Here is a 25,255-nt window from a genome sequence, read left to right on the forward strand (position 1 = left end):
AGGTACGTGCCACGGTGACTGTCCTCGTGCCGCGACATGCATCGCGGCGATCTGGTTGGGTGGTGGGTGAAGCTCAGGCGTTGTCCGGCGGCGTCGATGCGGCGAGCGTCGCGATGAGATCGACCATGTCGTCCTGCAGCAGCGTCACGTGGTCGGCGGCGGCGGCGAAAGCCGCCTCGGGGTCGTTGCGCTCGATGGCGTCGATGATCGCGAGGTGCTCGCCGATGGTGGCGGCCATGCGACCCGGCTGGAAGGTGACGTGCCGGCGATAGACCGTGACCCGGCGGCGCAGCGCACGCGTCTGATCCGAGAGATAGCTCGTGTTTGACGCCGCATAGAGCGCGTCGTGGAATTCGCGATTGACCTCGTAGAAACGCTCGTGGTCGCCGTGCGAAAGCAGCTCGGACAGCCGCTCGTGGATGCCTCGCATCTGCTGGCGCTGCTTCACGTTGGCGCGGCGCGCCGCGTACTTGGCACACAGGCCCTCCATCACCGACATGACTTGGAACATCTCGATGAGCACGGGCATCGAGATCACCGACACGAAGGTGCCGCGCTGGCCGCGCATCTCGACGAGGCCGTTGCCGGCCAGTGCCTTGAACGCTTCGCGCAGCGGCGTGCGCGAGATCTGGAACCGGCGCGCCAGCTCGGCCTCGTCGAGGCGCTCGCCGGGCTTGAGCGCGCCGCTCACGATCAGGTCCTCGAGGGTTTCCTGAACCTCCTGCGACAGCGTGGCGGCCTTCTCGCGGGTCTTGGCCACCACGGCGGTGGATGCAGAAACGTCCGTGTCTTGATCGTGCTTCTTGGTCATGGATCTTGGGTGGGTCAATTCGTTGGCATGCAAAACATCTTTGTTTGCATGCACAGCCACCTATGCATGAGTCATGCCAGCCCGAACGGGTACACAGATTGCAAGAGCACGGGCTTCTCACCTCGCCGTTGATCCCGAATGACCACCTCTTGCACAACCGACGCACAGACCTTCCGGTCTGCCATGGCGCGCCTTGGCGCCGCAGTGAACCTCGTCACCAGCGATGGCGATGGCGGATGGGCGGGCTTCGCGGCCACCGCCGTCTGCAGCGTGACCGACACGCCGCCGACGCTGCTGGTGTGCATCCAGCACAAGTCCTCAGCCTATGAAGCGGTGCTGCGCAACAACGTGCTTTGCGTGAATGTGCTGGGTTCGAGCCATCGCCGCCTGGCGACGCTCTTCGGGGGAAACGCCTGCGAACGACCGCGCGGCAGCGTCCGACTGGCTGCGCCTCGAGACCGGTGCGCCGGTGCTGCCGGAGGCCCGCGCCGCCTTCGACTGCGTCATCTCGCAACGCATCGCGGTCGGCAGCCACGACGTGCTGATCTGCGAGGTGAAAGCCATGGCGACAGGCGCCCCGCACGAGGGAAGCCTGCTCTACATGGACCGAGAATTCCACGACCTGACAGTTCGCGCGACCGGCTCTTGAAATGCAAAAACGCGTTTTTTGCATGCACAGTCAATGTGCTAACGCACAAAAACCGCGCAATGCCGCACCCGCATGGGCCACGAACCCAGCCCGGATGGGCGCCGGGTCCGACAGCTTGAAGTCCGCGTTAACGAAATGAAACCCGCACCCGACCGGCCCTGCGTGCTTCGCGCTCGCTCACACAATGAAGTCCTGCCGTTTTCAGCAAGCACGCTGGCTACAGCGCCTTCTTCATATACGCCACATACGAACCCCTGGATGTAGTCATCGATCCGCCCGAACTCTTCATAGCCCTGCTTGAGATAGAACTCACGCGCTTGCCATTCGAAGGTGTTCAACGTCGCATTACGAGCACCCAGCTCGCGGGCTTTCTCCTCCGCCGTCGCGAGCAACCTTCCGCCCAGGCCTCGATGCCGAGCCGCGTCGTCCACGAACAGCAGCTCCACGTTCAGCCATTGCAGAAAAACGAATCCGCGCAGGCCACCCACGAGCCCGCCGGTGTCGTCCTTGGCGCTGACCCAGACCGGCTGCGCTTGGCCGTACTCACCGACAAAGCGGTAGTTGAACTGGCGCATGCGGCGACCCAACTCGCCCGAGTGGACTTCTTCGGGCGTGGGGGTGTAGATCTCGAAGTTGCTCATAGGCCGAAAACCGGCTTCCGACCGGCGACGACGATCAAAGCCACCGCGAAGCGGCGTCAGATGCTTCCATATCGACCGGCGCGCGCGACGCGATGAGCGTCGCGGCGAAGTAGGCCCCGACGACCGCCACCAAGGGCCGGGCCACTTCCGCGCCTCCTGGCACCAGATGCCAGGGCAGGTTGAACACAGCGATGGCCCCCAGACCGGTGACCAATCCGAGTCGTGAGCCTTGCCGATACAGCGTCAAGGTTCGGCCGAGGCACGGCATCGTGAATGCGGGCTCTCCGCGCAGGCGTTGCAGCAGTGGCATGGGTGGTCTCCTCGTGTTCATGCTTCCCTGCGTGCATCGTGCCATACAGCCGGTGAGGCGGCCTCTCGAAACTTCATGCGCCCAAAAGCAACAAGGCGCCCCGTTTGCACGGAGCGCCTCGTTGCCGGCATATTCCCAACTGCCTCGGTCAGCCCGCATCCGAACGAACGGATGGCGGGGAGAACACAAGGGCGCTGGCCCGCGTCAAGCGGCGTTCATCAGCCCTTCATGGCCTTGATGTCGGCCTTGGCCTTGTCGTGATCGGCCTTGGCCTGGTTCACGCAAGCGCTCTTGGCGTCGCCCGACTGGTCATCGCACTTTTCCTTGGCGACTTCGTACGTGGCCGTGGCCTTCTCTTCCGCGACCTTCTTGGCGTGGCCGGCGGTCGGCTTGTATTGCTGTTCGAGTTCGGCCTTGGCCACGTTCTCCGTGCCCTTGGCTTGCTTCTCGCAGACGTCCTTGGCGTTGTCCTTCATCGTGTCGCACTGGGCCTTGGCGACCTTGTAGTCGGCCTCGATCTTTTCCTTGGCGACCTTGTACTGGTCCTTGGTCATGCCGTCGGCCGCGTTGGCTGCGCCCATGGCGAAGAAGGACGATGCGATGGCGAGAACGAGAAGATGTTTTTTCATGAGAGGCCCCTGTCGAGTTGAGTGTCTTTGTCACCGAGCCGCCCTGTGCGACTGCAGTGGATGCACTTTAGGAAGACGGGGGCGGCGAGCGAGTAGGACGACGGCGCTCGGGAGGCTAGGCAGAGGCCATGGCCGCGCGCAAGCGCAAAGAGGGCGTGGTCAGTTCTGCACGGTGACCCACACGGCCCGCGGATCACACTGCCGCGCGCACGCGAACACGTAGACCTCGTTGCCCAGAAAGAGCACATAGCCTCGGGCCGAAGAGCCGTCGGGTTGTTCGGGTGCGTCGGGGAGCTTGAGAAACTGGAAGCTGTCGCTGACCTGGCACACGAATTCCATCGGTGAGCCGCACGAACAGGTGAAGCGTTCTTCGTCCTGCACCCACTCGGGCTCGCCGCCCACCGCGATGCGGTAGTACTCGTCAGCGGGCGCATCGGCCACCACGAGTTCGGCGGTCTGAAGCACGGGGGGACTGGGCACGCGATGCATGGGCCGCGGCTTCTCGAGCGATGCGAACCAGTGGCCTTCGCCCTGGTCCCAGTAGGCCGGCGGCAACGCCTCGAAGGACTCGAAGCTCGGGATCTCGTTGTGCTCGGGGCACATCAGCACCGACAGCCGGCTTCCCTCGACAAACGGCAGCTCGGCCGCGCGAGGCAGCGTGAACTGGAGGAAGGGAATCATCTGCCGATCGCACTGGGTGCAACACGGCAGCCCCTGGCCCTCGGGCGCCAGATAGGCGCCGCCGACGGAGTCCTGGGGAGATTCGCTGTCGAAGCGCAGGTTGAAGAATTTCTTCGGCACGTTTTATTTCCTTGAGTGGGGCCGTCAGGGCTGCTGCACGATCTGGATCTCGTTGCCGGCCGGGTCGCGCAACGTCGCGAGAATCCCGCCCCACTGCTGCCGCTCGGGAAGCCCGCTGAACGCGACGCCGAGCGACGAGAGTTCCTTGTACTTCGCGTCGATGTCCTTCACGTCGAAGGACAACCCCGTGAAGCGCCCCACGAGCACCTGGTCCTCCGTCGGGGCGTCCTCGTCGACACGTTCGACCACCAGGCTCAACGGCCCCGAGCCGAACACGCAGTAGCCATGTTCGCGCCCGTCGGCCTTCAGCGGCAGGCCCAGTGTCTGCCTGTAGAAACGGGCGGCATCGCCGAGGTCCTGGACGAAGATTCGCGCGGTGTGAAGTTCCATGGTGCCTCCCCGGGGCTGTGTGGTTGCGGACGCACGGCATGCTAGACGCGTGCGTCGACTGCGGCAAGCCGATCGAGCTTCACTACAGGAACCGACTCGAACCGGCTCACCAGCGATGCTTGACGCGAGGCCTCCAGGATCCATAGAGATGGACCCGGCACCTTGAACAAGACCGTCATCAGGGCACCAAACTCCTGCCACGTCACCGTTCGATCGGTCGAAACCTTGTAGTTCATGAAAGGAGAATACCGACGCGTCGATGGAGCGAATCGCGGCGCGAGGCTTCGACAAGCTCAGCCCGAACGGTCCAGCGAAAGCAACATCGTCAGCGGCGGGCGCGCGCCGCTCCCTTCACGGTATCAACAACACCGACCCCACCGTCCTCCCCTGCTCCACATCCGCATGCGCCAGCGCCGCATCGGCCAGCGCATAGGTCCGGCTCACCTCGACCTTCAGCGCGCCGCTGCGCACCAGGTCGAACAGTTCGCCGCAGGCCTCGGCCCGCGTCTCAGGCGTGATGGCGTGGAAGCCGAAGCCCGGCCGGTGCAGCGCGAGGCAGCCCTTCTGCGCCAGCAGCATCAGGTCGAAGGGCGGCACGGGGCCCGAGGCGTTGCCGTAGTTCACGACGGCACCGAAGGGCCGCATGCAGTCGAAGGACGGTATGAAGGTGTCCTTGCCGACGCCGTCGAAGACGGCCGCCAGGCCCTGCGGCGCGAGCTGCTTCGTGGCGGCCACGAAGTCCTCCTGGCGGTAGAGGATGGTGTGGTCGCAGCCGTGCGCGCGCGCGAACTCGGCCTTGGCCTGCGAACCGACGGTGCCGATCACGGTGGCGCCCAGGTGATGGCTCCATTGCGCGAGCAGGCTGCCGACGCCGCTCGCGGCGGCATGCACGAGGATGGTGTCGCCGGGCTGCGGCCGGTGGCAGCGGTGGATGACCACAGAGGCGGTCAGTCCCTTGAGCAGCATGGCGGCGGCCTGGCGGTCGTCGATGTCGTCGGGCAGGCGCACCAGGCAGTCGGCCGGCAGGTTGCGCGCCTCGGCATAGGCGCCGGTGTCCTGGAAGAACAGGCCGCCGGTGCCGGCATAGGCCACGCGATCGCCCGCGCGCCATTCGGTGACCTCGGTGCCCACGGCCTCCACCACGCCGGCGGCCTCGTTGCCGAGGATGACGGGGAAGCGCGGGCCGCGGCCGAGGTAGAAGCCGCCATTGCGCACGTTGATGTCGGAGAAGTTGAGGCCGATGGCGGTGTGGCGCACGCGCACCTGGCGCGGCGCGGGCGGCGGCAGTTCGAGGTTCAGGGCTTCGAGGACCTCGGGCCCGCCGTGGCGATGGATGGCGATGGATTGCATGCCGCGAGTGTGCGCAGGAGTGCCGCGCCGCGCCCGTCCCCTCCGAGGGGACTGACACCGGAGCGAGCGCGCCCGACAGTGGCGCCATGACCAAGGCCACCTTCATCTGCGCCGACGGCGCCCGCCGCGACGTCGACGTTCCCGTCGGCACCAACCTCATGCGCGCCGCCTGCGACCACGGCATCGACGAGATCGTCGGCGACTGCGGCGGCTCGCTCAGTTGCGCCACCTGCCATGTCTTCGTGGAAGACGGCCCCGCGGACGCACTGCCCGCCATGGCCTCGACCGAGGACCAGATGCTCGACTACACGGCCGCGCCGCGGCAGGCCACGAGCCGGCTCTCGTGCCAGCTCGTGATGAGCGCGGCGCTCGACGGCCTGGTGCTGCGCATCGCCAACCCGCAGGTCTGACGCCATGACCGCGAACTGGCTGCAACTGGAAGACAAGGTCTGCGTGGTCACCGGCGCGGCCGGCGGCATCGGCATCGAGATCGCGCGCGAGCTCGCGTCGGTGGGCGCGAAGGTGGCGCTGCTCGACCGCGACGAGGCGGGCGCGGCCCGCGCCGCGGCCGACATCGCGGAAAGCGGCGCACGCGCGATCGCGCTGGGCTGCGACATCACCGACAAGGCCGACGTGGAACGCGCCGCGGCCGCGGTCGAGCGCGAGCTCGGGCGCTGCGACGTGCTGGTGAACAACGCGGCCACGATCTACGCCGCGGCGCTGATGGACATCGACATCGAGCGCTGGCACCGGCTGATGGCGGTGAACCTCGACGGCTTCCTGCTGTGCGCGCAGGCCTTCGGCCGCCAGATGATCGCCGCGGGCGGCGGCAGCATGGTGCACGTGGCCTCGATCTCGGGCCGCGTGCCGCAGCCCTACAGCGGCCCCTACAGCATCAGCAAGGCGGGCGTGAAGATGCTGTCGCAGTTGCTGGCGGTGGAGCTCGGCGAGCACCGCATCCGCAGCAACGTGGTGAGCCCGGCGATGGTGCGCACGCCGCTCACCGAGGGCATCTACACCCAGCCCGAGGTGCTCGCGAAGCGCGAGGCCATCGTGCCGGCCGGGCGCATCAGCGGGCCGAAGGACATCGCCGAGGTGGTGGCCTTCCTGGCCAGCCCGCGCTCGGGCTACGTGAACGGGCAGGACCTGCTGGTCGACGGCGGCCTCAGCACCGCCTGGCTGTCGCTGATTCCCCGCCCCGGCTTCGAGAAGCAGGACGCGCAGGCCCGATGACCCGCGTGCGGCCCGGTGGCCTGGCGGCGTTGGCCACGGTGCATTGCTGCAGCAGCGCGATGATGCGCGTCTGCGACCCGATGCTGCCGGCGCTCGCGCAGACCTTCGGCGTCACCACGGGCCGTGCGGCGCTCACGGTGTCGGTCTACGCGGTGGCCTATGGGCTGCTGCAGCTGCTGTTCGGCCCGCTCGGCGACCGCTTCGGCAAGCGCCGCACCATCGGCTTCGCGGCGCTGGGCTGCGTGGCCGGCAACCTGCTCGCGCTGGCGGCGATGAGCCTCGAGATGCTGGTGGTGGCGCGCTTTCTCGCCGGCGCCGCGGCGGCCGGCATCATCGCGCTGGTGCTGGCCTGGGTCGGCGATACCGTGCCCTATGCCGAGCGGCAGCCGGTGCTGGCGCGCTTCCTGATGCTGTCGCTGGGCGGCATGATCGCCGGGCAGTGGGTGTCGGGCGTGCTCACCGAATGGCTGGGCTGGCGCGCGGTGTTCGCGCTGCTGGCCGTGGTGTTCTGCCTCGGCGGCCTCGCGATCAGCCTCAACCGCGAAGTGCGTGCCGAGCCGGTGCGCTCGCCTTCGAGCCACGGCCATGGGCATCTGCGCGACATCCTGCGCGTGCTGGCCGAACCCTGGGCGCGCTGGATGCTGCTGGTGGTGATGGCCGAGGGCGCCTTCGCCTTCTCGGGCCTGGCCTTCCTGCCGGCCTTCCTGGTGCGCGAATACGGCCTCGGGCTCTCGAGCGCGGCGGGCGTGGTGGCGCTCTATGGCGTGGGCGGTTTCTTCTATGCCTTCGCGGCGCGCCGGCTGCTGGCGATATTTGGCGAAGGCGGGCTGGTGCTGGGCGGCGGCATCGCGCTGGGCCTGGGCTGGCTGGTGCTCGCGCTCGGCCGGCACTGGGCGCTGGCGCTGCCGGCCAGCCTGGTGGCGGGCCTGGGCTTCTACGCGCTGCACGGCACCTTGCAGACCCATGCCACGCAGATGGTGCCCGCGCTGCGCGGCACCGCGGTGAGCCTGTTCGCGTCCACCATGTTCCTCGGCATCGCGCTCGGCGTGGCCGTGGCCTCGGCGGCGGTGGACCGGATCGGCACGCGGCCGGTGTTCCTGGCCTGCGCGGCGGCGCTGCTGGCGATCGGCGCGGGCTTCGCGCTGAGCCTGCGGCAGCGGGCGGCGGCGCAGCCGCGGACCATCGGCTGAGGCCGCGCGCCCACGGCGCTTTTCTTCCGGCATGCGCCGCGCGTATGCAGAATGCGTTCCCACGCAGGGGCACCGGATCCGCCGGGCCTCATGGAAAAAAGCCAGGAGCACCCATGAAGAAATCCGAGGCGGGCACCGACCCCGCGATCTCCGCGCAGATCGACCAGAAGATCGCCGAGCTCGGCGACTGGCGCACCCAGACGCTGGGCCGCATGCGGCAGCTGATCAAGGAGGCCGATCCGGAGATCGTCGAGGAACTCAAGTGGATGGGCACGCCGACCTGGTCGCACGACGGCATCGTCTGCACCGGCGAGTCGTACAAGGGGAAGGTGAAGCTGACCTTCGCCAAGGGCGCCGCGCTCGCGGATGCGGCCGGCCTGTTCAACGCGAGCCTCGAGGGCAATGCGCGGCGCGCGATCGACATCGGCGAAGGCGAGACGGTCGATGCGCAAGCCTTCAAGGCGCTGATCCAGGAAGCGGTGGCGTTCAACGTGACGAAGAAGGCGGCGAAGGCGAAGCGCCCGGCATAGCCCGCCGCGGGCGAAAGCTCAGTCGCCGATGCCCACCAGCTGCCGCGGATACCGTCGGCCCTCGAGCTCGTCGACCAGCGCGCAGGCGAAGTCCGCATAGGAGATGCCGCTGCGGCCCTGCGCATCGCTGACCAGCGCGCCGACCGCGCAACGGTAGCGGCCGCTGCGCTCGCCCGGCGCGATGCGCGCGGCGGGCGCGAGGCAGGTCCAGTCGAGCCCCGAGGCGGCGAGGAGGGCCACCGCTTCCTCGTGCGCCTTGACCTTGGGCAGCAGTTCCGCCGGAAAGTCCGCCGTGTCGGCCAGCCGCCGGCCCGGCGCCACCGCGAGGCCGCCTGCACCGCCGACGGTGACGATGCGCGCGACGCCCGCCGTGCGCACCGCCTGCAGCATCGAGGTCGTGGCGCGCACCAGCAACTGCGCCAGCTCGGCCGGCGCGCCATAGGCGCTGACCAGCACGTCCTGCCCCTGCAAACCGCGCGCGAGCGCTGCCGCATCGAACACGTCGAACTCGGCGCGCGGCAAGGGCCGCACCAGGTGGCCGCGGCGCGCGGCCTCGAGCGCGACGTGGCGTCCCACGCGCCCGGTGCCGCCCACCAGCGCGATCTTCAACGGCGACATCAGGCGATGCGGCCCAGCCCGGCGCGAATGGTCGCGCCCGGCGCGGGCTCGAGCAGGTTGACCTCGGCGCGCTGGAACAGCGCGGTGCCATGGCGCGCGCGCTGCGCTCCGAACTCGGCCTGCAGCGCGGCGTCGCGGTCCAGCCGCTGGCGGCCGGCGTGCCAGGCCGCGGCATCGGGCCAGGCGTAGAGCAGCACGATCTTCTGCATGCCCGCGCCGGCCGCCATGTCCCACACGGCGAGCACGCGCGCGCCAGCCTCGCGCACGCGCGGCAGCCAGGTCTCGTGCAGGAACGCATTGGCGTTGGCGTTCTGCCCGGGCGCGATCTGCTGCTGCACCAGCTCGTGCAGGCCGCCCACCGGCTCGGCCGCGTCGGCCGCCGCGAGCGCCGGCCAGGCGGCGTTCGGCTTCAGGAAGAACAGGTCGTGGCGTTCCACCATCTCGTGGCCCGCGTTGGTCTCGGCGCGCACGCGCCACCACTCGGCATCGGCATAGAAGCTGGCCCACACGGCCTCGCGGTGCGCGTAGTCGCGGTAGGCCATCAGGTAGGCGAAGCGCGGCGCGTCGGGGCCGGCCACGGCCTGCCAGCGCGCGACGCAGTCGACGCCGTGCTTCTCGAACAGGGCCGGGAAATGGTGGTTGAAGCGGTCGTGCACGTCGGCCATGCGGCCCGGTGCCACCGCGTAGAGACGCAGTTCGTGGATCATGGCCGCCACCATAGCCATGGCACGGCGGCTGTCTGTCCCGCCGCAGGGGGGCATACCGCGCGCGGGGCGCTGCCTATGCTGGCCGGCGGCGGGCACCACGCCCGCGACTACGACAACCCGACCCGCGCACCATGGCCAAGCTCACCATCGTCTACTACAGCAGCACCGGCCACACCTGGCGCATCGCCCAGGCCATCGAGGAAGGCGCGCGCGCCATGGGCGCCGAAACGCGCCTGCGCAAGGTGCGCGAACTCGCGGGCCCCGAGACCATCGATGCCAAGCCGGCCTGGAAGGAACACCTGCAGGCCACGCGCGAGGTGCCCGAGGCCACGCCCGACGACCTCGCCTGGGCCGACGGCTTCGTGTTCGGCACGCCCACGCGCTTCGGACTGCCGGCCGCGCAGCTCAAGCAGTTCATCGACACGCTGGGCCCGCTGTGGGCCGCGGGCGGGCTGCAGGACAAGGTGGCGGGCGCCTTCACGGGTGCCGGCAACCTGCACGGCGGCCAGGAATCGACGCTGCTCGCGCTGCACAACGTCTTCTATCACTGGGGTTCGGTCATCGTGCCGGTGGGCTACACCGACAAGCGGATCTCGGCGGCCGGCGGCAACCCCTACGGCAGCAGCTTCAGCGACGGCCGCGGCCAGGGCCTGCCCGCGGAGAAGCTCGATGCCGCGCGCTTCCAGGGCGAGCGGCTCGCGCGCTTCGCGGGCGTGCTGGCGGCGGCCCGCGCACAGGCCGCCGGCTGAGGCAAGCGGCGACCATGCCCGTGCTAGTCTCGTGCGGATGGTCCCGCCCTCCCCCATGAAAGATGCGAAGTCCGGCCATGGCGCCGACGAGACGAACGGCACGGGCCACGGTGCCGGCGACGAGGACGCGGGCGGCGTGCAGGCGGTCGACACCGCGGTGCGCGTGCTGTCCGCGCTGATCGACACCGGCGCGCCGCTGATGCTCAAGACCGTGGCCGAGCGCGCCGAGATGCAGCCGCCGAAGGCGCACCGCTATCTCGTGAGCTTCTGCCGCAGCGGGCTGGCCGAGCGCGATGCCGCCAGCGGCGGCTACCGGCTCGGGCCGCTGGCGGTGCGGCTGGGCCTCGCGGCGCTGCGCCGGCTCAACGTGGTGCAGGTGGCCTCGCCCACGCTGGGCGAACTGCGCGACGAGCTCGGCTTCACCGTCGGCCTCGCGGTCTGGGGCGCGGCCGGGCCAACCTTCGTGCGCTTCGAGGAGACCAACGACGCGCTGATCATCAGCGGTCGACCCGGCTCGGTGATGCCGATGCTGACCTCCTCCACCGGCCGCATCTTCGGCGCCTACCTGCCGGCCTCGGTGACGGCGCCGCTGATCGACCGCGAGCTGTCGGGCGTGCCGCATCCGGGGCGCGACGCCTAACCCGGCCGCCGGCAGGATGACGCGCGCCGACGTCGAGACGCTGTTCGAGTCGGTGCGCAAGCGCAAGCTCGCGCGCATCCAGGGCGACCTCAATCCGGGGCTGCACGGCGTGTCGGCGCCGATCTTCGACCACGCGGGCGCGGTGGCCGGCGTGATGACCGTGATGGGCTCGGCCGGCCTGATCGACACCCGGCTCGACGGCCACGTGGCGACGGTGTTGTCGGCGCGCGCCGAGGACGTTTCGCGTCGCATGGGCTGGGGCTGAAACCGCCTGCCGCAGCGCAGCGGAGGGTTTCTCCTCACACAGTCAGGATTTCGATGAGCGTAATCTGATTACGGAATTTGAAACCTGCCCGGAACACAGAAGTCCGGGCAGTTGGCGCCCCGAAGGCGCCTGGCGGTACCCCAGGAGACAACGATGATGACGGTGATGATCCAGGACCGGCCCGCGGCCGCCTCCTCCTCGGAAGCGCAGCTCGCGCGCCTGGTCGACGGCATGGGCAGCGAGCGTTTCGCGCCCGCGCTCGCGAACTACCTGCATGCGCTGTGCGGCGCCGATCACTTCGCGGCCTTCCGCCTCGGCCAGGACGAGCTGCGCGAAGTGGCGGCCTGCTGCGTGCAGCCCGAGCGGACCGCGCGCGACCGCGTCGAGAGCTACGTCAAGCAGGGCCTGTGGAAGCACGACCCGGCCATGACGGAGGCCCAGCGCCGCGTCGACGGCGCGGCCGCCACCATCATCCACGTCGACTTCAGCGATCACGAATACGACGACCTGCGCCCGCGCGTCTACCCGCACGTGCGCGACCGCATCCTGCTGTGCGGCCGTGGCACCAACGGCGCCTTCGGCCTCAGCGTGCTGCGCGCCGACCCGCACACGCCCTTCGCGCACGACGGCATCGAGCGCCTCGCGCAGGCGGCCGAGCTGCTGCTGGCGATGCTCTCGAAGCACGCCGACGTCTGCCAGAGCCGGCCCGACGTGTCGCAGGCGCTGACCACGCTCGACGAGATCGAGAACTGCATCGTGGCGACCAGCCCGCTGCCGCGCCGCGAGGCCGAGGTCTGCGCGCGCATCCTCTACGGGCTGTCGTCGGTCGGCATCGCGCTCGACCTCGCCGTGAGCGAGGAGACCGTGAAGACCTACCGCAAGCGCGCCTACCAGCGGCTGGTGATCGGCAGCGAACGCGAGCTGCTGACCTGGTATCTCGCGCGCTGGGGCCGCTGGAGCGCGGAGCGTTTCCAGACGATGGCCTCGCGCGCGCTGCACTAGCCCCATTGAGCGTCCCCTGCAGCGGGACTGACCCCGGCGCCCGGCTGTGCCCCAATGAGGCCATGCCCGAGTCGCACCGATGCCGCCCCTGCTCCAACCCTCCGCCGTCCAGCTGATCCTCGAGGATCACCAGGCCCTCGCGACGGTGCTGCGGGCGCTGGGCGACAGCGTCGAGCAGGCGCGCCGCTCGGCCCGCCGGCCCGATTTCGACGAGCTGCGCGCCATGCTGTTCTACCTCGACGAGATGCCCGCGCGCATGCACCACGCGAGCGAGAGCGAGCTGCTGTTCCCGAAGATCCGCGAACGCTGCCCGGCGCTGCGCCCGGTGCTGGCCCGGCTCGAGGCCGAGCACGAGCGCGGCGAATCCTCGGTGCGCGAGCTCGAGCATGCGCTGACCGCCTGGGAGCTGATGGGCGAGGTGCACCGCGAATCCTTCCAGCTGCTGCTGCACACGCACTCGACCGTCTACCTCGGCCACATGGAGGTCGAGGAAAGCTACGTGCTGCCGGTGGCCGCCGACTACCTCTCGCCCGCCGACTGGCGCGAACTCGCCGAGGCGCTCGCGCGCCAGCGCGGCGACACCGATGCCGCGATGACGCAGGGCCACCGCGCGCTGTTCGCACGCATCACCGCCCGCACCTCCTGCCCCGACCCCACGCTCCAGAAATGACCATGCAAGACATCGACGTTCCCGTTCTCATCGTCGGCGGCGGAGGCTGCGGCCTCGCGGCCTCGCTGTTCCTCTCGCGCCAGGGCATCGCGAGCCTGCTGATCGAACGCCATCCGGCGCCGGGCCGGCTGCCCAAGGCGCGCTACATCAGCCAGCGCACCATGGAACTGCTGCGCCAGTTCGAGGTGGCCGAGCGCGTCTACGAGCGCTCGATGCCGCTGGCCCACATCTCGCACATCCGCTGGTGCACCACGCTGGCCGGCGACGGCGAGCTCGACCGCCGCACCTTCTACCGCATCGAGTCCTTCGGCGGCGGCTCGCTCGCGCAGCACTATGCGAAGGACAGCCCCTGCGAGTCGACGCTCTACCCGCAGGTGCGCATGGAGCCGCTGCTGCGCGAGCTGGCCTCGGCCGAGGCGAACGCGCAGGTGCGCTACCACCACCAGCTGCAGTCCTTCGAACAGGACGACAACGGCGTGACCGCGCGCGTGCTCGACCGCGACAGCGGCGAGGAATACCGCGTGCGCGCGAAGTACCTGATCGGCGCCGACGGCGGCAAGACCGTGGGCCCGACGCTGGGCGCGCTGATGAGCGGCGCGACCGACCTCGCGCACATGGTCACGGTCTATTTCCGCGCCGATCTCTCGAAGTACTGGGACGACGACCACTCGATGACCACCTGGTTCGTCAATCCCGAGGGCGGCTCCTGGGCCAGCGGCGTGCTGGGCCAGCTCGGGCCCACGCGCTTCGGCCGGCATTCCGAGGAGTGGATGTTCCACTTCAGCTTCCGGCCCGACGACCCTTCGCGCTTCGAGGAGGCGTCGCTGCTGCCGCGCATGCGCGAACTGCTCAAGATCCCCGACCTGCATCCCGACATCATCGGCATCGGCCACTGGACGGTCGAGGGCGTGCTGGTCGACCGCTACCGCTGGGGCCGCGCGCTGCTCGCGGGCGATGCCGCGCACCGCCATCCGCCGACCACCGGCCTGGGCCTGAACTCGGCGATCCAGGACGCGCACAACCTGGCCTGGAAGCTCGCGGCCGTGCTCAAGGGCGAGGCGCACGACAGCCTGCTCGACAGCTACGAGGCCGAGCGCCGCCCGGTGGCCGCGTTCAACATCCAGTGGGCGCTGATGACCTTCCAGAACCACCAGCTCACCGATGCCGGCATCGGCCTGGTGCGCGGCAATGCCGAGCTGAGCCAGGCGAACTTCCGCCGCTACTTCGCCGACGACGCCGAGGGCCGCACGCGGCGCGCGCGGCTGGCGCAGATCATGGAAGTGCAGCGCATGGAATGGCAGGCGCACGACATCGAACTGGGCTACCACTACGAGCTCGGCGCCGTCATGCCCGACGGCACGCCCACGCCCGAGCGCGACCCGCTGGGCCAGACCTACGTGCCCACCACCCGGCCCGGCCACCGGCTGCCGCACGCCTGGCTCGAGCGCGACGGCCAGAAGATCTCCACGCTCGACCTGGTGCGCCCGGGCCGCTTCACGCTGCTGACCGGCCGCCAGGGCTCGGCCTGGGCCGATGCCGCGGCGACGCTGGCGCATGGCGCCGGTCTGCCGGTGGACATCGTCGAGATCCACGACACGGCCGCGGTGCGCGACATCGAAGGAACTTGGCGCTGCCTGCGCGGCGTCTCGTCGGACGGCGCGATCCTGGTGCGGCCCGACCAGCACGTGGCCTGGCGCGCGATGGGCCGAAGCGACAGCGCGCGCGGCCAGCTTGCCGCGGCCTTTGCGAAGATCCTGCAGCGCGATCTCGCGGCCTGACATTCCAACGAACGAGGAGACAGCCACCATGCAACGACGCACCCTGCTTTCGCTCCTGGCCACCGGCGCCCTGGCACCCGCGGCCTTCGGCGCGGCGGCCCAAGGCAACTGGCCCAACCAGCCGATCCGCCTGATCGTGCCCTACCCGGCCGGCGGCGGCACCGACTTCTTCGCGCGCCTGGTCGCGCCCGGCATGGGCGAAGTGCTGGGCCAGCCGGTGATCGTGGACAACCGCCCCGGTGCCTCGGGCATCATCGGCGCGACCGCCGTGGCCAAGCAGCTCGCGCCCGACGGCCACACCTTCCTGCTCGGCGACATGACCACCTACGCGGTCAACCCTGCCATGTTCGACAAGCTGTCGTACGACCCGCTCAAGGACCTGCGCACCGTGACCATGACGGCGAAGTTCGACTTCCTGCTGGTGGTCAATCCGAACACCCTGCCGGTGCGCAATCTGCAGGAGCTGATCGCGCTGGCCGCGCGCACGCCCGAGGGCCTGAACTACGGCTCGCCGAGCGTGGGCACCACGCATCACCTCGCCACCGAGCTGCTGGCGCGCGAGACCGGCATGAAGCTGGTCGCCATCACCTACAAAGGCGGCGGGCCCGCGGTACAGGACCTGCTGGGCGGCCAGGTGGGCCTGATGTTCCTAGACCGCGCCACCGCGCGGCCGCACATCGAGTCGGGCCGGCTGCGCCCGATCGCCGCGGCCGGCGCCAGGCGCATCGCTGCCTATCCCGAGGTGCCGACCGTGGCCGAGCAGGGCGTGAAGGGTTTCGAAGTCGAGGGCTGGCAGGGCTTCAGCGTGCGCACCGGCACGCCCGATGCCGTGGTGCAGGCGTTGCAGGCGGCCTATCTCAAGGCCATCGCGCCGGCCGAGATCCGGCGCAAGCTCGGCGAGGCGGGCATCGACCCGGTGGGCGGCACGCCCGAGCAGTTCACCCAGTACATCCAGTCGGAGACCGTCAAGTGGGGCCGCGTGGTGCGCGAGCGCGGCATCAAGGCCGAATGACGGCGGCTTGAACGTCTGCTCGACGGCTACTTGAGGCAGGTCTTGGTGAAGATGCCGTCGTGCGCGGCCGTGGCCTCGCAGGCCGGCGCGGCGGTCTGGATGACCGTGGCGGTGGCGGCATCGTCCTTCTCCACCGCCCAGGCCATGGGCGCGAGGATTGCGAGGAAGAACGAACCCAACAGGGCAGCACCGGCTGCCAGCGATCCAATTTTTTTCGTCATGTGCGGCTCCTGGTGCTTGCCGGGCAACAGGCCCGACGCATGGGGACCGATGGTGGGGGCCGGGCGGGCGGGCACCCGTCAGTGCCGGAGCACGGCGCTTGTAGGCGGGCGCTGTATTCAGGGCTGCGGGGCCGCGCTAGTGTTTGAACCCTGATTCGCGTTGCGCGCGAAGCGCAAGGATGAAGACGGTATCGATCTCGGCCAGGTAGCGGTAGAGCGCGACGTATCCACGAACGCCCTTGCCGATCACCAGCTCTCGTTTGCCTTGCCGCACCGGCCTTCCGATCAGCGGACTGTGGGCCAGGACTTGAATCGCCTGGATGATCTCGTCGACCCGTTCGGGCATGTCCGCCGCCTGGTGACGCGCCATGTGCTCCACGAAACGATCGATGTCCTCGAGGACGGCTGGGGCGAGCTCGATATGCGCCACAGGTTCAGCGCGCCCCTACACGGGCGCGCGGGCGGCGCGGCTTTTCTCCCTTGGCGCGGGCCTCGAGATACGCCTTGGCATCCGTCCAGGAGACCGTCTGCCGGGTTTGCAGCAGCAAGGCCCAGCGCTCCTCCGCCACGCGGTGCAGTTCCTCATCCATCTCGCTGCGCTCGACGGTCTCCGCGAGCGTGTCGAGGATGAATCCATGAGACGTCTTCCCTGCACGCTCCGCGGCCGCTGCAATCCTTGCCTTCAGAGCGTCTTCGATTCGGATGGTGGTGGTAGACATGCAGGTCCTTCTCTCGGCCAGCGGCCGCGAGCCAATGTAGCACAAGTGTGCTGCAAACGACCCATACCCTCAGCGCCGAAGCCCGGCGCTTGTACGCGGGCGCTGTATTCAGGACTGCAGGGCCGCCCCCGCCGCAGCGCGGATCCGCTCGGCCGACTGGCGGGCGCGCCGCATGATGGCCGGGGTGTCGTAGGCCACCAGGCGGCCGCCGCGCTTGAGGATGCGGCCGTCGACCATCACGGTCTCGACGTTGGCGGCGCTGCCGCTCTGCACGATCGCGGTCTCGGCGTTGCCTACCGGGCCGACGTTGAGGTCATCGGTGCGCACCAGGATGATGTCGGCGCGCTTGCCCTCGACGATCGAGCCCGTGACCTCGCCGAGCCCCAGCGCCATGGCGCCGTTGATCGTCGCCATCTCGATCACCTCGTGCACGCCCACCGGCCTGGCGCCCGCGCTCGGCGTGCCGGCCCAGGGCACGCCGAGGTTCCAGGTGAAGCGCATCGCCTCGAACATGTCGGGCGGCGCGATCGAGGTGGCGTCGCTCGACAGCGAGACCGCGAGGCCCGCCGCGCGCATCGCGAACAGCGCGGCGCGCGCGTCGCCGGTGCCGCTCAGGCGCAGCTCGGAATGGGTGGCGAAGCTCAGCGGCGTCTTCGTGCGCGCGAGCGCCGCGAGGTCGGCCGGGCTCGCGGGCACGTAGTGGGCGATCATGAAATCGGGCCCGAGGTAGCCGCGCCGCTCGTAGTCGAGCGCGTCGACGTTGTCGGGCGCCTCCTGCGGCGCATGGATCGCGACCGGCAGCGCGCTGGCCTTGGCGAACTTCATCTCCTCGTGGAAGACGGCCTCGGTGCTCTGCTGCGGGCCGCGCAGGTTCAGCCCCAGGTGCACCAGGCCGGCCAGCGGCGAGCGTTCGCCGAACCAGTCGCGCCGCACGCGCGCCAGGTCCTCGTAGCGGTTGAGTTCGTCGGCCGGCATCTGGTCGACATGGCCGTAGGAATAGCGCGCGCGCAGCAGCGACTGCCGGTGCGCGCGCAGCTCGGCGTCGGCATGGGCCGGCGAGCGCGTGTTGTGCGACCAGTTGTGCACGGTGGTGGTGCCGCCCTGGGCCAGCTCGGCGCAGCCCAGCAGCACGCTGTTGTAGAAATCCTCGGGCGTGTAGAGGGTCGAGGTCGCGCCCTTGGCCGGGTAGTAGGAGAAGCCCTCGCGCGCCGTGAAGCTGCGGCCGATCGCGCTCCACAGGTGGTAGTGGGAATTGACGAAGCCCGGCATCACGATGCGGTCGGTGGCGTCGATCACCTCGACGCCCGGCGCGCGCAGGCCGCGGCCCACCTTCTCGATGGTGCCGTCGCGCACCAGCACGTCGGCGCGTGGCAGGGTTCCGGTGGTGCGGTCGACCGTGATCACCGCGCCGTTGCGGATCAGGTAGCTGCCGCGGCTGGCCCGGGCGGAAGTGGCGAGCGCTGGCGCGCCGGTGGCGGCCACGGCCAGGGCGCCGGCCAGGCGGATGAAGTTTCTCTTGCTGGTCTGCATGGGCTGTCCCGGTGAGGAAGTGGAAAAAAAGATTGCGTGCCTCAGCGCGCATTGAGAAAGAAAGCCCCCGTCATCGCGAGCCCCGTCAGCACCACGAACCCACGCACCAGCTCCGGCCGCAGCCGCCGCGCGGCCGGTGCCGCCCGCATAGCCGCCGGCCGTGGCGCCGAGCGCCATCCACAGCGCATGGGTCCAGACGATCGCGCCGCTGGCCGCGTAGATCGCGACCGCCATCAGCGTGAGGATGGCCGAGACGAAGTTCTTGATGCCGTTCATGCGGCCCATGTCGGCATGCCCGAGCGCGCCGAGCACCGCGAGCAGCAGGATGCCGAGGCCGCCGTTGAAGTAGCCGCCGTAGACCGCGACCGCCACGATGCCCAGGTCGGCGAGCCAGGCGCGCCCCGGTGCGGCGGCCTCGGCCCGACGGCGGACCAGGGCCGGCCCGATCGCGAACAGCAGCGTCGCGGCCAGCAGCAGCCAGGGCACGATGCGGCCGAAGGCCTGGTTCGAGGTCGACAGCAGCAGCGCCGCACCGGCCGCGCCACCGAGCACCGAGAGCACGCCCAGCCGAAGCAGCGAGGGCGACATCGGCCCCGCGAGCTCGCGCCGCAGCGCCCAGGCCCCGGCCAGGTAGCCCGGCAGCAGCGCGGCGGTGCCGGTGGCATTGGCCGACACCAGCGGCACGCCGACCAGCGCCAGCGCGGGCAAGGTGAGGAAGCTGCCGCCGCCCGCCACCGCGTTGAGCGCGCCGGCCAGCGCCGCGGCGCCGCCGAGCAGCGCCCATTCGAAGGCCGTGGTCACGGCTTGCGCGCCGGCAGCGACATGCGGTCGGTGCGCAGCAGCGCCGTCAGCACCACCCCCACGGCCGCCAGCAGCGTGATCTGCAGCAACCCGGCCGAGCCCCAGCCCAGGCGCGCGGCGATGGCGCCGATGATGTAGCCCGCGAAGGCGCCCGCGCCGTAGAGCGTGGTGACGAACACGCCCGTGGCGCGGTTGGTGAGCGAGGCGCGCACCGCCTTGATGTGGTAGCCGGCCAGGTTCACGTAGAGCACGCCGCTGACCACCAGGCCCCAGGCGAAGGACAGCGCGGACTGCACCCAGATGCCGGTGGGCCCGGAGAACAGCAGGAAGCCCAGCAGCCCGGTGCCGACGAAGCTCAGCGACAGCACCAGCTTGGGATGGAAGCGGTCGCCGAGCCAGCCGCCGAAGATGGAGGCGAACACGCCGAAGCCGAAGATGCTCATCACGCGGCCGGTGTCGGCCGGCGTGTAGTGCAGGTGCTCGCGCAGGAAGGTCGGGTACATGCCGAGGTAGCCGTAGATGCACAGGCCGCCGATCACGCTCATCGCGGTCAGCAGCACGGTGTTGCGGTTCCACATGCGCTCGGCGCCGCGCTGGTCGGCGCGCGTGTCGGCCGCGGCCACGTTCTCGGTCATGCGCCGGCCCACGGTGAGCGCGATCAGCGCCATGGCCGCGAAGCCCGCCACGCCGAACACCACCAGCGGCAGCCGCCAGTCGCGCTCGGCGCCGATCAGGTGGCCGCCGAGCAGCGGCCCGACGATCGCCCCGATGCCGAACGAGAAGTTGATCGCGCCCACGGCCGTGGCACGGTAGCGCGCGAAGTGGCTGGCCGCGATCGCGATCACCACCGTGAGCTGCATCGCCTCGCCGATGCCGGTGGCGGCGCGGTAGGCGATCATGTCGGCGAAGCCGTGCGAGTAGGCCGTGAGCAGCGTGCCCAGCGAGAAGATCGCGATGCCGATCTGCAGCACGGTCTTGCGCGACAGCCGCGCCAGCAGGTAGCCGGTGGGCACGCCGGCCACCGCCATGCCGAGCGTGAAGATGGTCGACAAGAGGCCGGTGTCGGCCAGCCCGAAGCCGAACTCGCGGCGCACGTCGGCCGCGATCAGCGGAAAGATCTGCCGGTCCATCGCATTGAGCGCGTAGGACGCGAGCAGCACCAGGAACATGGCGATCTCGAGGCCGCTGATGGGCGCCTCGCGGCGCGCGTCGCCGGCCAGCGGCAGGGCCGAGGTGGTGGAATGCACGATCTGTCTCCTTCTCGCCGGGGCGAGACTCTTGTTCTGGGGGAAAGGGAGCCCCGGCGGCGCGCGCCGGGGCGGGTATCAAGCGGCGTTGCGCGTCGCGAGATGCCAGTCGAGGATCTGCTCGCCGGTGAAGAAGCCGACGTCCTCGCGCTCGCGGATGTGCGCCAGCGCCTCGCGGAAATAGCGCAGCCGGTGCGGCGCGCCCATGATGTACGGATGCACCACCAGCGCCATCACGCGCGCCGAGTCCCTGGCGTCGGCGTACAGCTGCTCGAACTGGTCGATGGCGCGGTCGCGGTACTCGCTGGCCTTGTGGTGCTGGATCAGCATCATCGCCACGTCGTTGCATTCCTGCGTGTAGGGCACGTTGACGATCTGGCCGCCGTTGCGCGTCTTCAGTTCCACCGGCTGGTCGTCGAGCACCCAGTCGCAGACGTACTCGTAGCCCTGCTCGGCCAGGATGTCGGGCGTGTGCCAGGTCTCGGTGAGGCCCGGGCCGAGCCAGCCGCGCGGGCGCTTGCCGGTGTAGGCGCGGATCGCCTCGGTGGTCCTGGCGATGTCCTCGGCCTCGTCGGGCACCTTCTGCATGTTGCGCTGGCCGAAGCCGTGGCCGATGAATTCCCAATCGCGCGCCTTCGCCGCCCTGGCGATCGGCTCGTAGGCCCCGATGGCCGAGCCGTTGATGGCGAGCGTGGCGGGAATGCCGAGCGCGTCGATCGCCTCGAGCATGCGCCAGAAGCCGACACGGTTGCCGTACTCGTGCCAGGCCCAGTTCGGGATGTCGGGCATGGGCGAGCCGCCGGCCGGCGGCGTGAGCACGGTGCGCGGCATGGTCTCGTCGATGTTCCACTCCTCGACGTTGACGATGACCCAGACGGCGAGCCGCTTGCCGCCGGGCAGCCGGCGGGCGGGACGGTCGGCGATGGCCGAGTAGGCGATGCGTTCGAGCGGTTTCATGCGGTGTCTCCTTGGCCTTGTCGGTTCAGACGATCTCGACCTGCAGCGGCGCGAGCCCCTCGATGCGGCCCGTGAGCCGGTCGCCGCGCTGCACCGGGCCCACGCCCTCGGGCGTGCCGGTGAAGATCAGGTCGCCGGGCAGCAGGCGGTACTGCTTCGACAGCTCGCTGACGATCTCGTGCACGTTCCAGATCATCTTCTCGAGCACCGAATCCTGCCGCACGCTGCCGTTGACCGCGAGGTTCAGCGCGCCCGAGCGGATGTGGCCGACGCGCGCCACCGGGTGGATCGGCCCGCAGGGCGCCGAATGGTCGAAGGACTTGCCCTGCTCCCACGGCAGGCCGCGCTTGTTGCACTCGCGCTGGCGGTCGCGGCGCGTCATGTCGAGGCCGGCCGCGTAGCCGAACACATGGTCGAGCGCGGCGTCGGGCGAGACGTTCGAGGCCTCGCTGCCGATCGCCACCACCAGCTCGAACTCGAACTGGAAGTCCTCGGTCAGCGTCGGATAGGGCACGCGGCCGTCGGTCACCACCGCGTCGGCCGGCTTCTGGAAGAAGAACGGCGGATCGCGCTCGTCGCCCTCCTTCATCTCGCGGATGTGGGCCAGGTAGTTGCGGCCCACGCAGTAGACGCGGCGCACGGGGAACTGCCGGTCGCTGCCGACGATGTCGATGGAGATGGGGGCGACCTCGAGGGCCTCGGCGGTGCCGGGCGCGGGACTGGGGGACATTGCGGTTGTCTCTCTGGAAGGTTGTGGAAGGAGTGGCTAGAGTCTAGGAACGAGGCCTCCTCGCCTCAACGCACAGGCTTGCGCAAAGATATGCAATCCTTGCGATTCCTCGTGCCAGGCCCGCCATGCAACCAGCGCCCTCCCTCATCGACCCGCCCCTGCCGCGCTCCGGTGCCGCACGCCCCGCCATCGGCAACTACACCATGGCCACGCGGGCACAGCGCGCCTATTTCGGCATCCACGACCAGACCAACATCCTGCCGAACCCGGTGCCGCACCGGCACGAGTACTTCCAGATCTACGTCAACACGCGCGGCGAGACCACGCACTACATCGGCGGCGGCCAGCGCCCGATCGGGCCCGGCACGGTGAGCTTCGTGCTGCCCTTCCTGGTCCACTACATCCCGAACGCGGCCGACGGCGTGTTCCACATCATCAACATCAGCAAGGACTACCTGCTGCCCTCGCTCGACCTCGACGTGTTCGAGCTCTCGGAGGTGCCGCTGGCGCGCGCGCCCGAGCTCGCGCCGTTCCGCTTCCAGCACTGCCTGGACTTCCGCTTCGACGCGGCCGAGACCGAAGCGCTGCAGGCGCTGTGCGAGCGCATGACGCAGGAGGCGCAGCGGCCCTCGGGCGAGGACACGGCCAGCCACCTGCTGATCCGCGGCCACCTGCTGAATCTGATCGGCATGGTGTGGCGGCGCTACGGCGAGGACTTCCGCCACTGCGAGGCCCAGGGCATGGTGCTGCAGTCGTACAAGCAGGCCGTGCTGCGCTGCATCCGCTACATCACGCAGAACCTGGCGCAGGAACTGACCCTGGGCGACGCGGCGCAGGCCAGCCACGTGTCGGCCACCCACCTGGCGCATCTGCTCAAGAGCGAGACCGGCAAGACCTTCCTCGAGATCGTGACCGAGCGGCGCATCGACCGCGCCAAGACGCTGCTGGTCTTCACCTCGGCCTCGGCGGCCGAGATCGGCGAGAGCACGGGCTTCGCCGAGCCGGCCCATTTCGCGCGCCGGTTCCGGCAGGTGGTGGGCACCACGCCCTCGGCCTACCGGCGCCAGTACCAGGGCGTGGGCGCGCGGACCTGGATCGAATAGCGGCGCCGCGTCGATGGACTCCCTGATCGCCGCCGCCGCACGCGCGCTGGCCGCGGGCGATGCGCTCGGCGCGCTCAAGCGGGTCGCGCTGCGCGACGATCCGCCAGCGCTGGCGCTGCGCGGCATCGCCATGGCCCAGCTCGGCGACCATGCGCGCGCCCGCGAACTGCTGCGACGCGCCGCGCGCGGCTTCGGCGCGCACGAGGCGCTGGCACGCGCGCGCTGCGTGGTCGCCGAGGCCGAGGTGGCGCTGGCGATGCGCGACCTCGGCGGCTCGCCGCGCGCGCTGCTGGCGGCGGCCGCCACGCTCGAGGCGCATGCCGATCCCGCCAACGCGCTGCAGGCCTGGCTGATCGCGGCGCGGCGATCGCTGCTGCTCGGCCGGCTCGACGAGGCACGCGACGCGCTGGCCCATCTCGACGGCCAGGGCCTGCCGGCCTCGCTCGCGGCGGTGGCCGAGCTCGCCACCGCCGAACTGGCACTGCGTTCCCTGCACACCGCGCCCGCGCGCGAAGCCCTGGCCCGTGCGCGCATCGCCGCCGAGCATGCGGGCGTGCCGGCGCTGCTGGCCGAGGTGGTCGACACGCGCGCCGCGCTCGACCGCCCCGCGGCGCGGCAACGCTTTCCCGGCGGCGAACGGATGCTGCGGCTCGACGAGGTCGAGGCGCTGCTCGACTCGGGCACGCTGGTGGTCGATGCCTGCCGCCGCGGCGTGGGCGCGGGCACGACATGGCGCGCGCTGGCGCGCCGCCCGGTGCTGTTCGCGCTCGCCCTCGCGCTGGCCGAAGCCTGGCCCGGCGACGTGGAACGCGAGGCGCTGATCGCGCAGGTGTTCCGCACGCGCGACCCCGACGAGACCCACCGCGCGCGCCTGCGCGTCGAGATCGGCCGGCTGCGCGCCCTCGTCAAGCCGCTGGCGCGCATCGAGGCCAGCGCGCGCGGCTTCGTGCTGCGGCCGCACGACGAGGGGCCCGTCTCGGTGCTGGCGCCGCCGATCGCCGGCGAGCAGGCCGCGCTGCTCGCGCTGCTGTCCGACGGCGCCGCCTGGTCGACCTCGGCGCTGGCACTCGCGCTCGACGCCAGCCAGCGCACCGTGCAGCGCGCGCTGGCCGAGCTCGAGGCCGAAGGCCGCGTGCGCGCCATCGGCCAGACCCGCGCGCGCCGCTGGCTGGCGCCGCCGCTGGCCGGTTTCACGACGATCTTGTTACTCCCCTCCACGCTCGCGATTGCATAGAGTTGTCTCCAAGGCGCCGATGTCCGGTGCCCTCCCAAGGAGCCAACTATGACAGCCAAGACCATCCACGACAGTTCCAGGGCCCGGGCGGCCGAGATCGTGCGCGAGTACGGGCCCTTCGCGGGCGCCACCCAGGTGCACGGCGTGACCCACGACGGCCAGCGCGTCTGGGCCGCCACCGGCGAGAAGCTGGTGGCCTTCGACCCCGACAGCGGCGAGACCACCAAGGCGCTGGACCGCGCCTGCGACGCCGGCACGGCCTTCGACGGCACGCATCTCTACCAGATCGCCGAAGCCCGCATCGACAAGATCGACCCCACCACCGGCCAGGTGCTGGCCTCGATTCCCGCGCCCGGCCAGGGCAGCGACTCGGGCCTCACCTGGGCCGAGGGCAGCCTGTGGGTGGGCCAGTACCGCGACCGCAAGATCCACGAGATCGATCCCGCGACCGGCGCCGTGCGCCGCACCATCGAGTGCAACCGCTTCGTGACCGGCGTGACCTGGGTCGACGGCGAGCTGTGGCACGGCACCTGGGAGGCCGAGGAGAGCGACATCCGCCGCATCGACCCGCGCAGCGGCGAAGTGCTCGAGCGGCTCGAGATGCCGCGCGGCACCGGCGTCAGCGGGCTCGAGTCCGACGGCGCCGGCCTCTTCTACTGCGGCGGCGGCCCGAGCGGCAAGGTCCGCGCGGTGCGCCGGCCCGCGCACTGATCCACCGAGCCTCACGCAAGGAGCATC

Annotated in this window: 31 protein-coding genes and 2 pseudogenes; 15 read left to right on the plus strand and 18 right to left on the minus strand. The window is 70.3% G+C overall.

Features of this window, described 5'->3' with window-relative positions; translation table 11 throughout:
• Positions 1–73: 73 nt before the first annotated feature.
• Positions 74–811 carry a GntR family transcriptional regulator gene (locus ACHMXE_RS02400; RefSeq protein WP_395346631.1) on the minus strand — a complete coding sequence of 246 codons (738 nt, stop codon included), beginning with the start codon at positions 809–811 and terminating at the stop codon, positions 74–76.
• Positions 812–994: 183 nt separating this feature from the next.
• Between ACHMXE_RS02400 and ACHMXE_RS02405 the strand changes: the two are divergent.
• A pseudogene (locus ACHMXE_RS02405) lies at positions 995–1,460 on the plus strand (flavin reductase).
• 38 nt (positions 1,461–1,498) lie between these two features.
• Here the strand turns inward: ACHMXE_RS02405 and ACHMXE_RS02410 are convergent.
• The 7 genes from ACHMXE_RS02410 to ACHMXE_RS02440 form a co-directional block, all read right to left on the minus strand.
• Entirely contained in the window at positions 1,499–2,101 is a 603-nt protein-coding gene (locus ACHMXE_RS02410) for a GNAT family N-acetyltransferase (RefSeq protein ID WP_395346634.1), read from the minus strand.
• Between the two features lie 34 nt (positions 2,102–2,135).
• A complete protein-coding gene (locus ACHMXE_RS02415) occupies positions 2,136–2,411 on the minus strand; it encodes a hypothetical protein (RefSeq protein WP_395346636.1) in 276 nt (91 codons plus the stop codon).
• Positions 2,412–2,629: 218 nt separating this feature from the next.
• The gene (locus ACHMXE_RS02420; protein ID WP_057594179.1) at positions 2,630–3,040 is read right to left on the minus strand and encodes a hypothetical protein; all 411 of its coding nucleotides are present in this window, start codon (positions 3,038–3,040) and stop codon (positions 2,630–2,632) included.
• A gap of 159 nt (positions 3,041–3,199) precedes the next feature.
• Entirely contained in the window at positions 3,200–3,841 is a 642-nt protein-coding gene (locus ACHMXE_RS02425; protein ID WP_395346637.1) for a hypothetical protein, read from the minus strand.
• A gap of 24 nt (positions 3,842–3,865) precedes the next feature.
• A complete protein-coding gene (locus ACHMXE_RS02430) occupies positions 3,866–4,231 on the minus strand; it encodes a VOC family protein (protein WP_395346638.1) in 366 nt (121 codons plus the stop codon).
• 41 nt (positions 4,232–4,272) lie between these two features.
• On the minus strand, positions 4,273–4,467 hold the full coding sequence (locus ACHMXE_RS02435; RefSeq protein WP_395346640.1) for a hypothetical protein: 195 nt from the start codon (positions 4,465–4,467) through the stop codon (positions 4,273–4,275).
• Positions 4,468–4,582: 115 nt separating this feature from the next.
• Entirely contained in the window at positions 4,583–5,581 is a 999-nt protein-coding gene (locus ACHMXE_RS02440) for a quinone oxidoreductase family protein (protein ID WP_395346641.1), read from the minus strand.
• A gap of 86 nt (positions 5,582–5,667) precedes the next feature.
• On the opposite strand from ACHMXE_RS02440, the gene ACHMXE_RS02445 reads away from it, so the two are divergent.
• From ACHMXE_RS02445 to ACHMXE_RS02460, 4 genes are all read left to right on the plus strand, one after another.
• Positions 5,668–5,991 carry a 2Fe-2S iron-sulfur cluster-binding protein gene (locus ACHMXE_RS02445; protein ID WP_057594183.1) on the plus strand — a complete coding sequence of 108 codons (324 nt, stop codon included), beginning with the start codon at positions 5,668–5,670 and terminating at the stop codon, positions 5,989–5,991.
• 4 nt (positions 5,992–5,995) lie between these two features.
• Positions 5,996–6,814: an SDR family NAD(P)-dependent oxidoreductase gene (locus tag ACHMXE_RS02450; RefSeq protein WP_395346642.1), complete on the plus strand. Its 819-nt coding sequence runs from the start codon at positions 5,996–5,998 to the stop codon at positions 6,812–6,814.
• Positions 6,811–8,004: an MFS transporter gene (locus ACHMXE_RS02455; RefSeq protein ID WP_395346644.1), complete on the plus strand. Its 1,194-nt coding sequence runs from the start codon at positions 6,811–6,813 to the stop codon at positions 8,002–8,004. Before ACHMXE_RS02450 ends, ACHMXE_RS02455 begins: the two co-directional genes overlap by 4 nt.
• Positions 8,005–8,117: 113 nt before the next feature.
• Positions 8,118–8,534 (plus strand): DUF1801 domain-containing protein, encoded by a 417-nt coding sequence (locus ACHMXE_RS02460; RefSeq protein ID WP_395346645.1) that lies wholly within the window; start codon positions 8,118–8,120, stop codon positions 8,532–8,534.
• A gap of 18 nt (positions 8,535–8,552) precedes the next feature.
• On the opposite strand, the gene ACHMXE_RS02465 is transcribed toward ACHMXE_RS02460, so the two are convergent.
• Together ACHMXE_RS02465 and ACHMXE_RS02470 are read right to left on the minus strand one after the other, a co-directional pair.
• Positions 8,553–9,152, minus strand: a complete 600-nt coding sequence (locus tag ACHMXE_RS02465; RefSeq protein WP_395346647.1) for an NAD(P)-dependent oxidoreductase — start codon at positions 9,150–9,152, stop codon at positions 8,553–8,555.
• Positions 9,152–9,859: an NIPSNAP family protein gene (locus tag ACHMXE_RS02470; RefSeq protein WP_395346648.1), complete on the minus strand. Its 708-nt coding sequence runs from the start codon at positions 9,857–9,859 to the stop codon at positions 9,152–9,154. The genes ACHMXE_RS02465 and ACHMXE_RS02470 overlap by 1 nt, the downstream gene beginning before the upstream one ends.
• A 131-nt stretch (positions 9,860–9,990) precedes the next feature.
• On the opposite strand from ACHMXE_RS02470, the gene wrbA reads away from it, so the two are divergent.
• From wrbA to ACHMXE_RS02505, 7 genes are all read left to right on the plus strand, one after another.
• Entirely contained in the window at positions 9,991–10,608 is a 618-nt protein-coding gene (wrbA, locus tag ACHMXE_RS02475) for an NAD(P)H:quinone oxidoreductase (protein ID WP_395346649.1), read from the plus strand.
• 55 nt (positions 10,609–10,663) lie between these two features.
• Complete coding sequence (locus ACHMXE_RS02480; RefSeq protein WP_395346650.1) at positions 10,664–11,248, plus strand: IclR family transcriptional regulator; 585 nt, start codon at positions 10,664–10,666, stop codon at positions 11,246–11,248.
• A gap of 16 nt (positions 11,249–11,264) precedes the next feature.
• A complete protein-coding gene (locus ACHMXE_RS02485; protein ID WP_395346651.1) occupies positions 11,265–11,513 on the plus strand; it encodes a hypothetical protein in 249 nt (82 codons plus the stop codon).
• Positions 11,514–11,666: 153 nt separating this feature from the next.
• Positions 11,667–12,515: a LuxR C-terminal-related transcriptional regulator gene (locus ACHMXE_RS02490; RefSeq protein WP_395346652.1), complete on the plus strand. Its 849-nt coding sequence runs from the start codon at positions 11,667–11,669 to the stop codon at positions 12,513–12,515.
• Between the two features lie 79 nt (positions 12,516–12,594).
• A complete protein-coding gene (locus ACHMXE_RS02495) occupies positions 12,595–13,185 on the plus strand; it encodes a hemerythrin domain-containing protein (RefSeq protein WP_057594193.1) in 591 nt (196 codons plus the stop codon).
• Between the two features lie 2 nt (positions 13,186–13,187).
• A complete protein-coding gene (locus ACHMXE_RS02500; protein ID WP_395346653.1) occupies positions 13,188–14,963 on the plus strand; it encodes an FAD-dependent monooxygenase in 1,776 nt (591 codons plus the stop codon).
• Between the two features lie 28 nt (positions 14,964–14,991).
• A complete protein-coding gene (locus ACHMXE_RS02505; RefSeq protein ID WP_395346655.1) occupies positions 14,992–15,975 on the plus strand; it encodes a Bug family tripartite tricarboxylate transporter substrate binding protein in 984 nt (327 codons plus the stop codon).
• Between the two features lie 26 nt (positions 15,976–16,001).
• On the opposite strand, the gene ACHMXE_RS02510 is transcribed toward ACHMXE_RS02505, so the two are convergent.
• The 8 genes and pseudogenes from ACHMXE_RS02510 to ACHMXE_RS02545 all read right to left on the minus strand — a co-directional run bounded on the left by ACHMXE_RS02510 (position 16,002) and on the right by ACHMXE_RS02545 (position 22,180).
• Positions 16,002–16,196 (minus strand): hypothetical protein, encoded by a 195-nt coding sequence (locus tag ACHMXE_RS02510; protein ID WP_296800094.1) that lies wholly within the window; start codon positions 16,194–16,196, stop codon positions 16,002–16,004.
• A gap of 136 nt (positions 16,197–16,332) precedes the next feature.
• Positions 16,333–16,626: a type II toxin-antitoxin system RelE/ParE family toxin gene (locus tag ACHMXE_RS02515; RefSeq protein ID WP_395346656.1), complete on the minus strand. Its 294-nt coding sequence runs from the start codon at positions 16,624–16,626 to the stop codon at positions 16,333–16,335.
• 4 nt (positions 16,627–16,630) lie between these two features.
• Positions 16,631–16,915, minus strand: a complete 285-nt coding sequence (locus ACHMXE_RS02520; RefSeq protein WP_203206896.1) for a CopG family transcriptional regulator — start codon at positions 16,913–16,915, stop codon at positions 16,631–16,633.
• A 108-nt stretch (positions 16,916–17,023) separates the two neighbouring features.
• Positions 17,024–18,445: an amidohydrolase family protein gene (locus tag ACHMXE_RS02525; RefSeq protein WP_395346657.1), complete on the minus strand. Its 1,422-nt coding sequence runs from the start codon at positions 18,443–18,445 to the stop codon at positions 17,024–17,026.
• Positions 18,446–18,486: 41 nt separating this feature from the next.
• A pseudogene (locus ACHMXE_RS02530) lies at positions 18,487–19,246 on the minus strand (sulfite exporter TauE/SafE family protein).
• A complete protein-coding gene (locus tag ACHMXE_RS02535; RefSeq protein ID WP_395346658.1) occupies positions 19,243–20,493 on the minus strand; it encodes an MFS transporter in 1,251 nt (416 codons plus the stop codon). The pseudogene ACHMXE_RS02530 and the gene ACHMXE_RS02535 overlap by 4 nt, the downstream one beginning before the upstream one ends.
• A gap of 78 nt (positions 20,494–20,571) precedes the next feature.
• Positions 20,572–21,450, minus strand: coding sequence for a polysaccharide deacetylase family protein (locus ACHMXE_RS02540; protein ID WP_395346659.1), 879 nt, complete (start codon positions 21,448–21,450; stop codon positions 20,572–20,574).
• A 25-nt stretch (positions 21,451–21,475) separates the two neighbouring features.
• Positions 21,476–22,180, minus strand: a complete 705-nt coding sequence (locus ACHMXE_RS02545) for a fumarylacetoacetate hydrolase family protein (RefSeq protein ID WP_395346660.1) — start codon at positions 22,178–22,180, stop codon at positions 21,476–21,478.
• A gap of 125 nt (positions 22,181–22,305) precedes the next feature.
• Between ACHMXE_RS02545 and ACHMXE_RS02550 the strand changes: the two genes are divergently transcribed.
• From ACHMXE_RS02550 to ACHMXE_RS02560, 3 genes are read left to right on the plus strand one after another with little or no spacing between them, the layout of a single operon-like run.
• The gene (locus tag ACHMXE_RS02550) at positions 22,306–23,283 is read left to right on the plus strand and encodes an AraC family transcriptional regulator (protein ID WP_395346661.1); all 978 of its coding nucleotides are present in this window, start codon (positions 22,306–22,308) and stop codon (positions 23,281–23,283) included.
• A gap of 13 nt (positions 23,284–23,296) precedes the next feature.
• Complete coding sequence (locus ACHMXE_RS02555; protein WP_395346663.1) at positions 23,297–24,517, plus strand: helix-turn-helix domain-containing protein; 1,221 nt, start codon at positions 23,297–23,299, stop codon at positions 24,515–24,517.
• A 48-nt stretch (positions 24,518–24,565) separates the two neighbouring features.
• Positions 24,566–25,228, plus strand: coding sequence for a hypothetical protein (locus ACHMXE_RS02560; RefSeq protein ID WP_395346664.1), 663 nt, complete (start codon positions 24,566–24,568; stop codon positions 25,226–25,228).
• Positions 25,229–25,255 lie beyond the last annotated feature (27 nt).

It is taken from the genome of Variovorax sp. UC122_21 (genome assembly GCF_044056785.1).
Lineage (GTDB): Bacteria > Pseudomonadota > Gammaproteobacteria > Burkholderiales > Burkholderiaceae_C > Variovorax.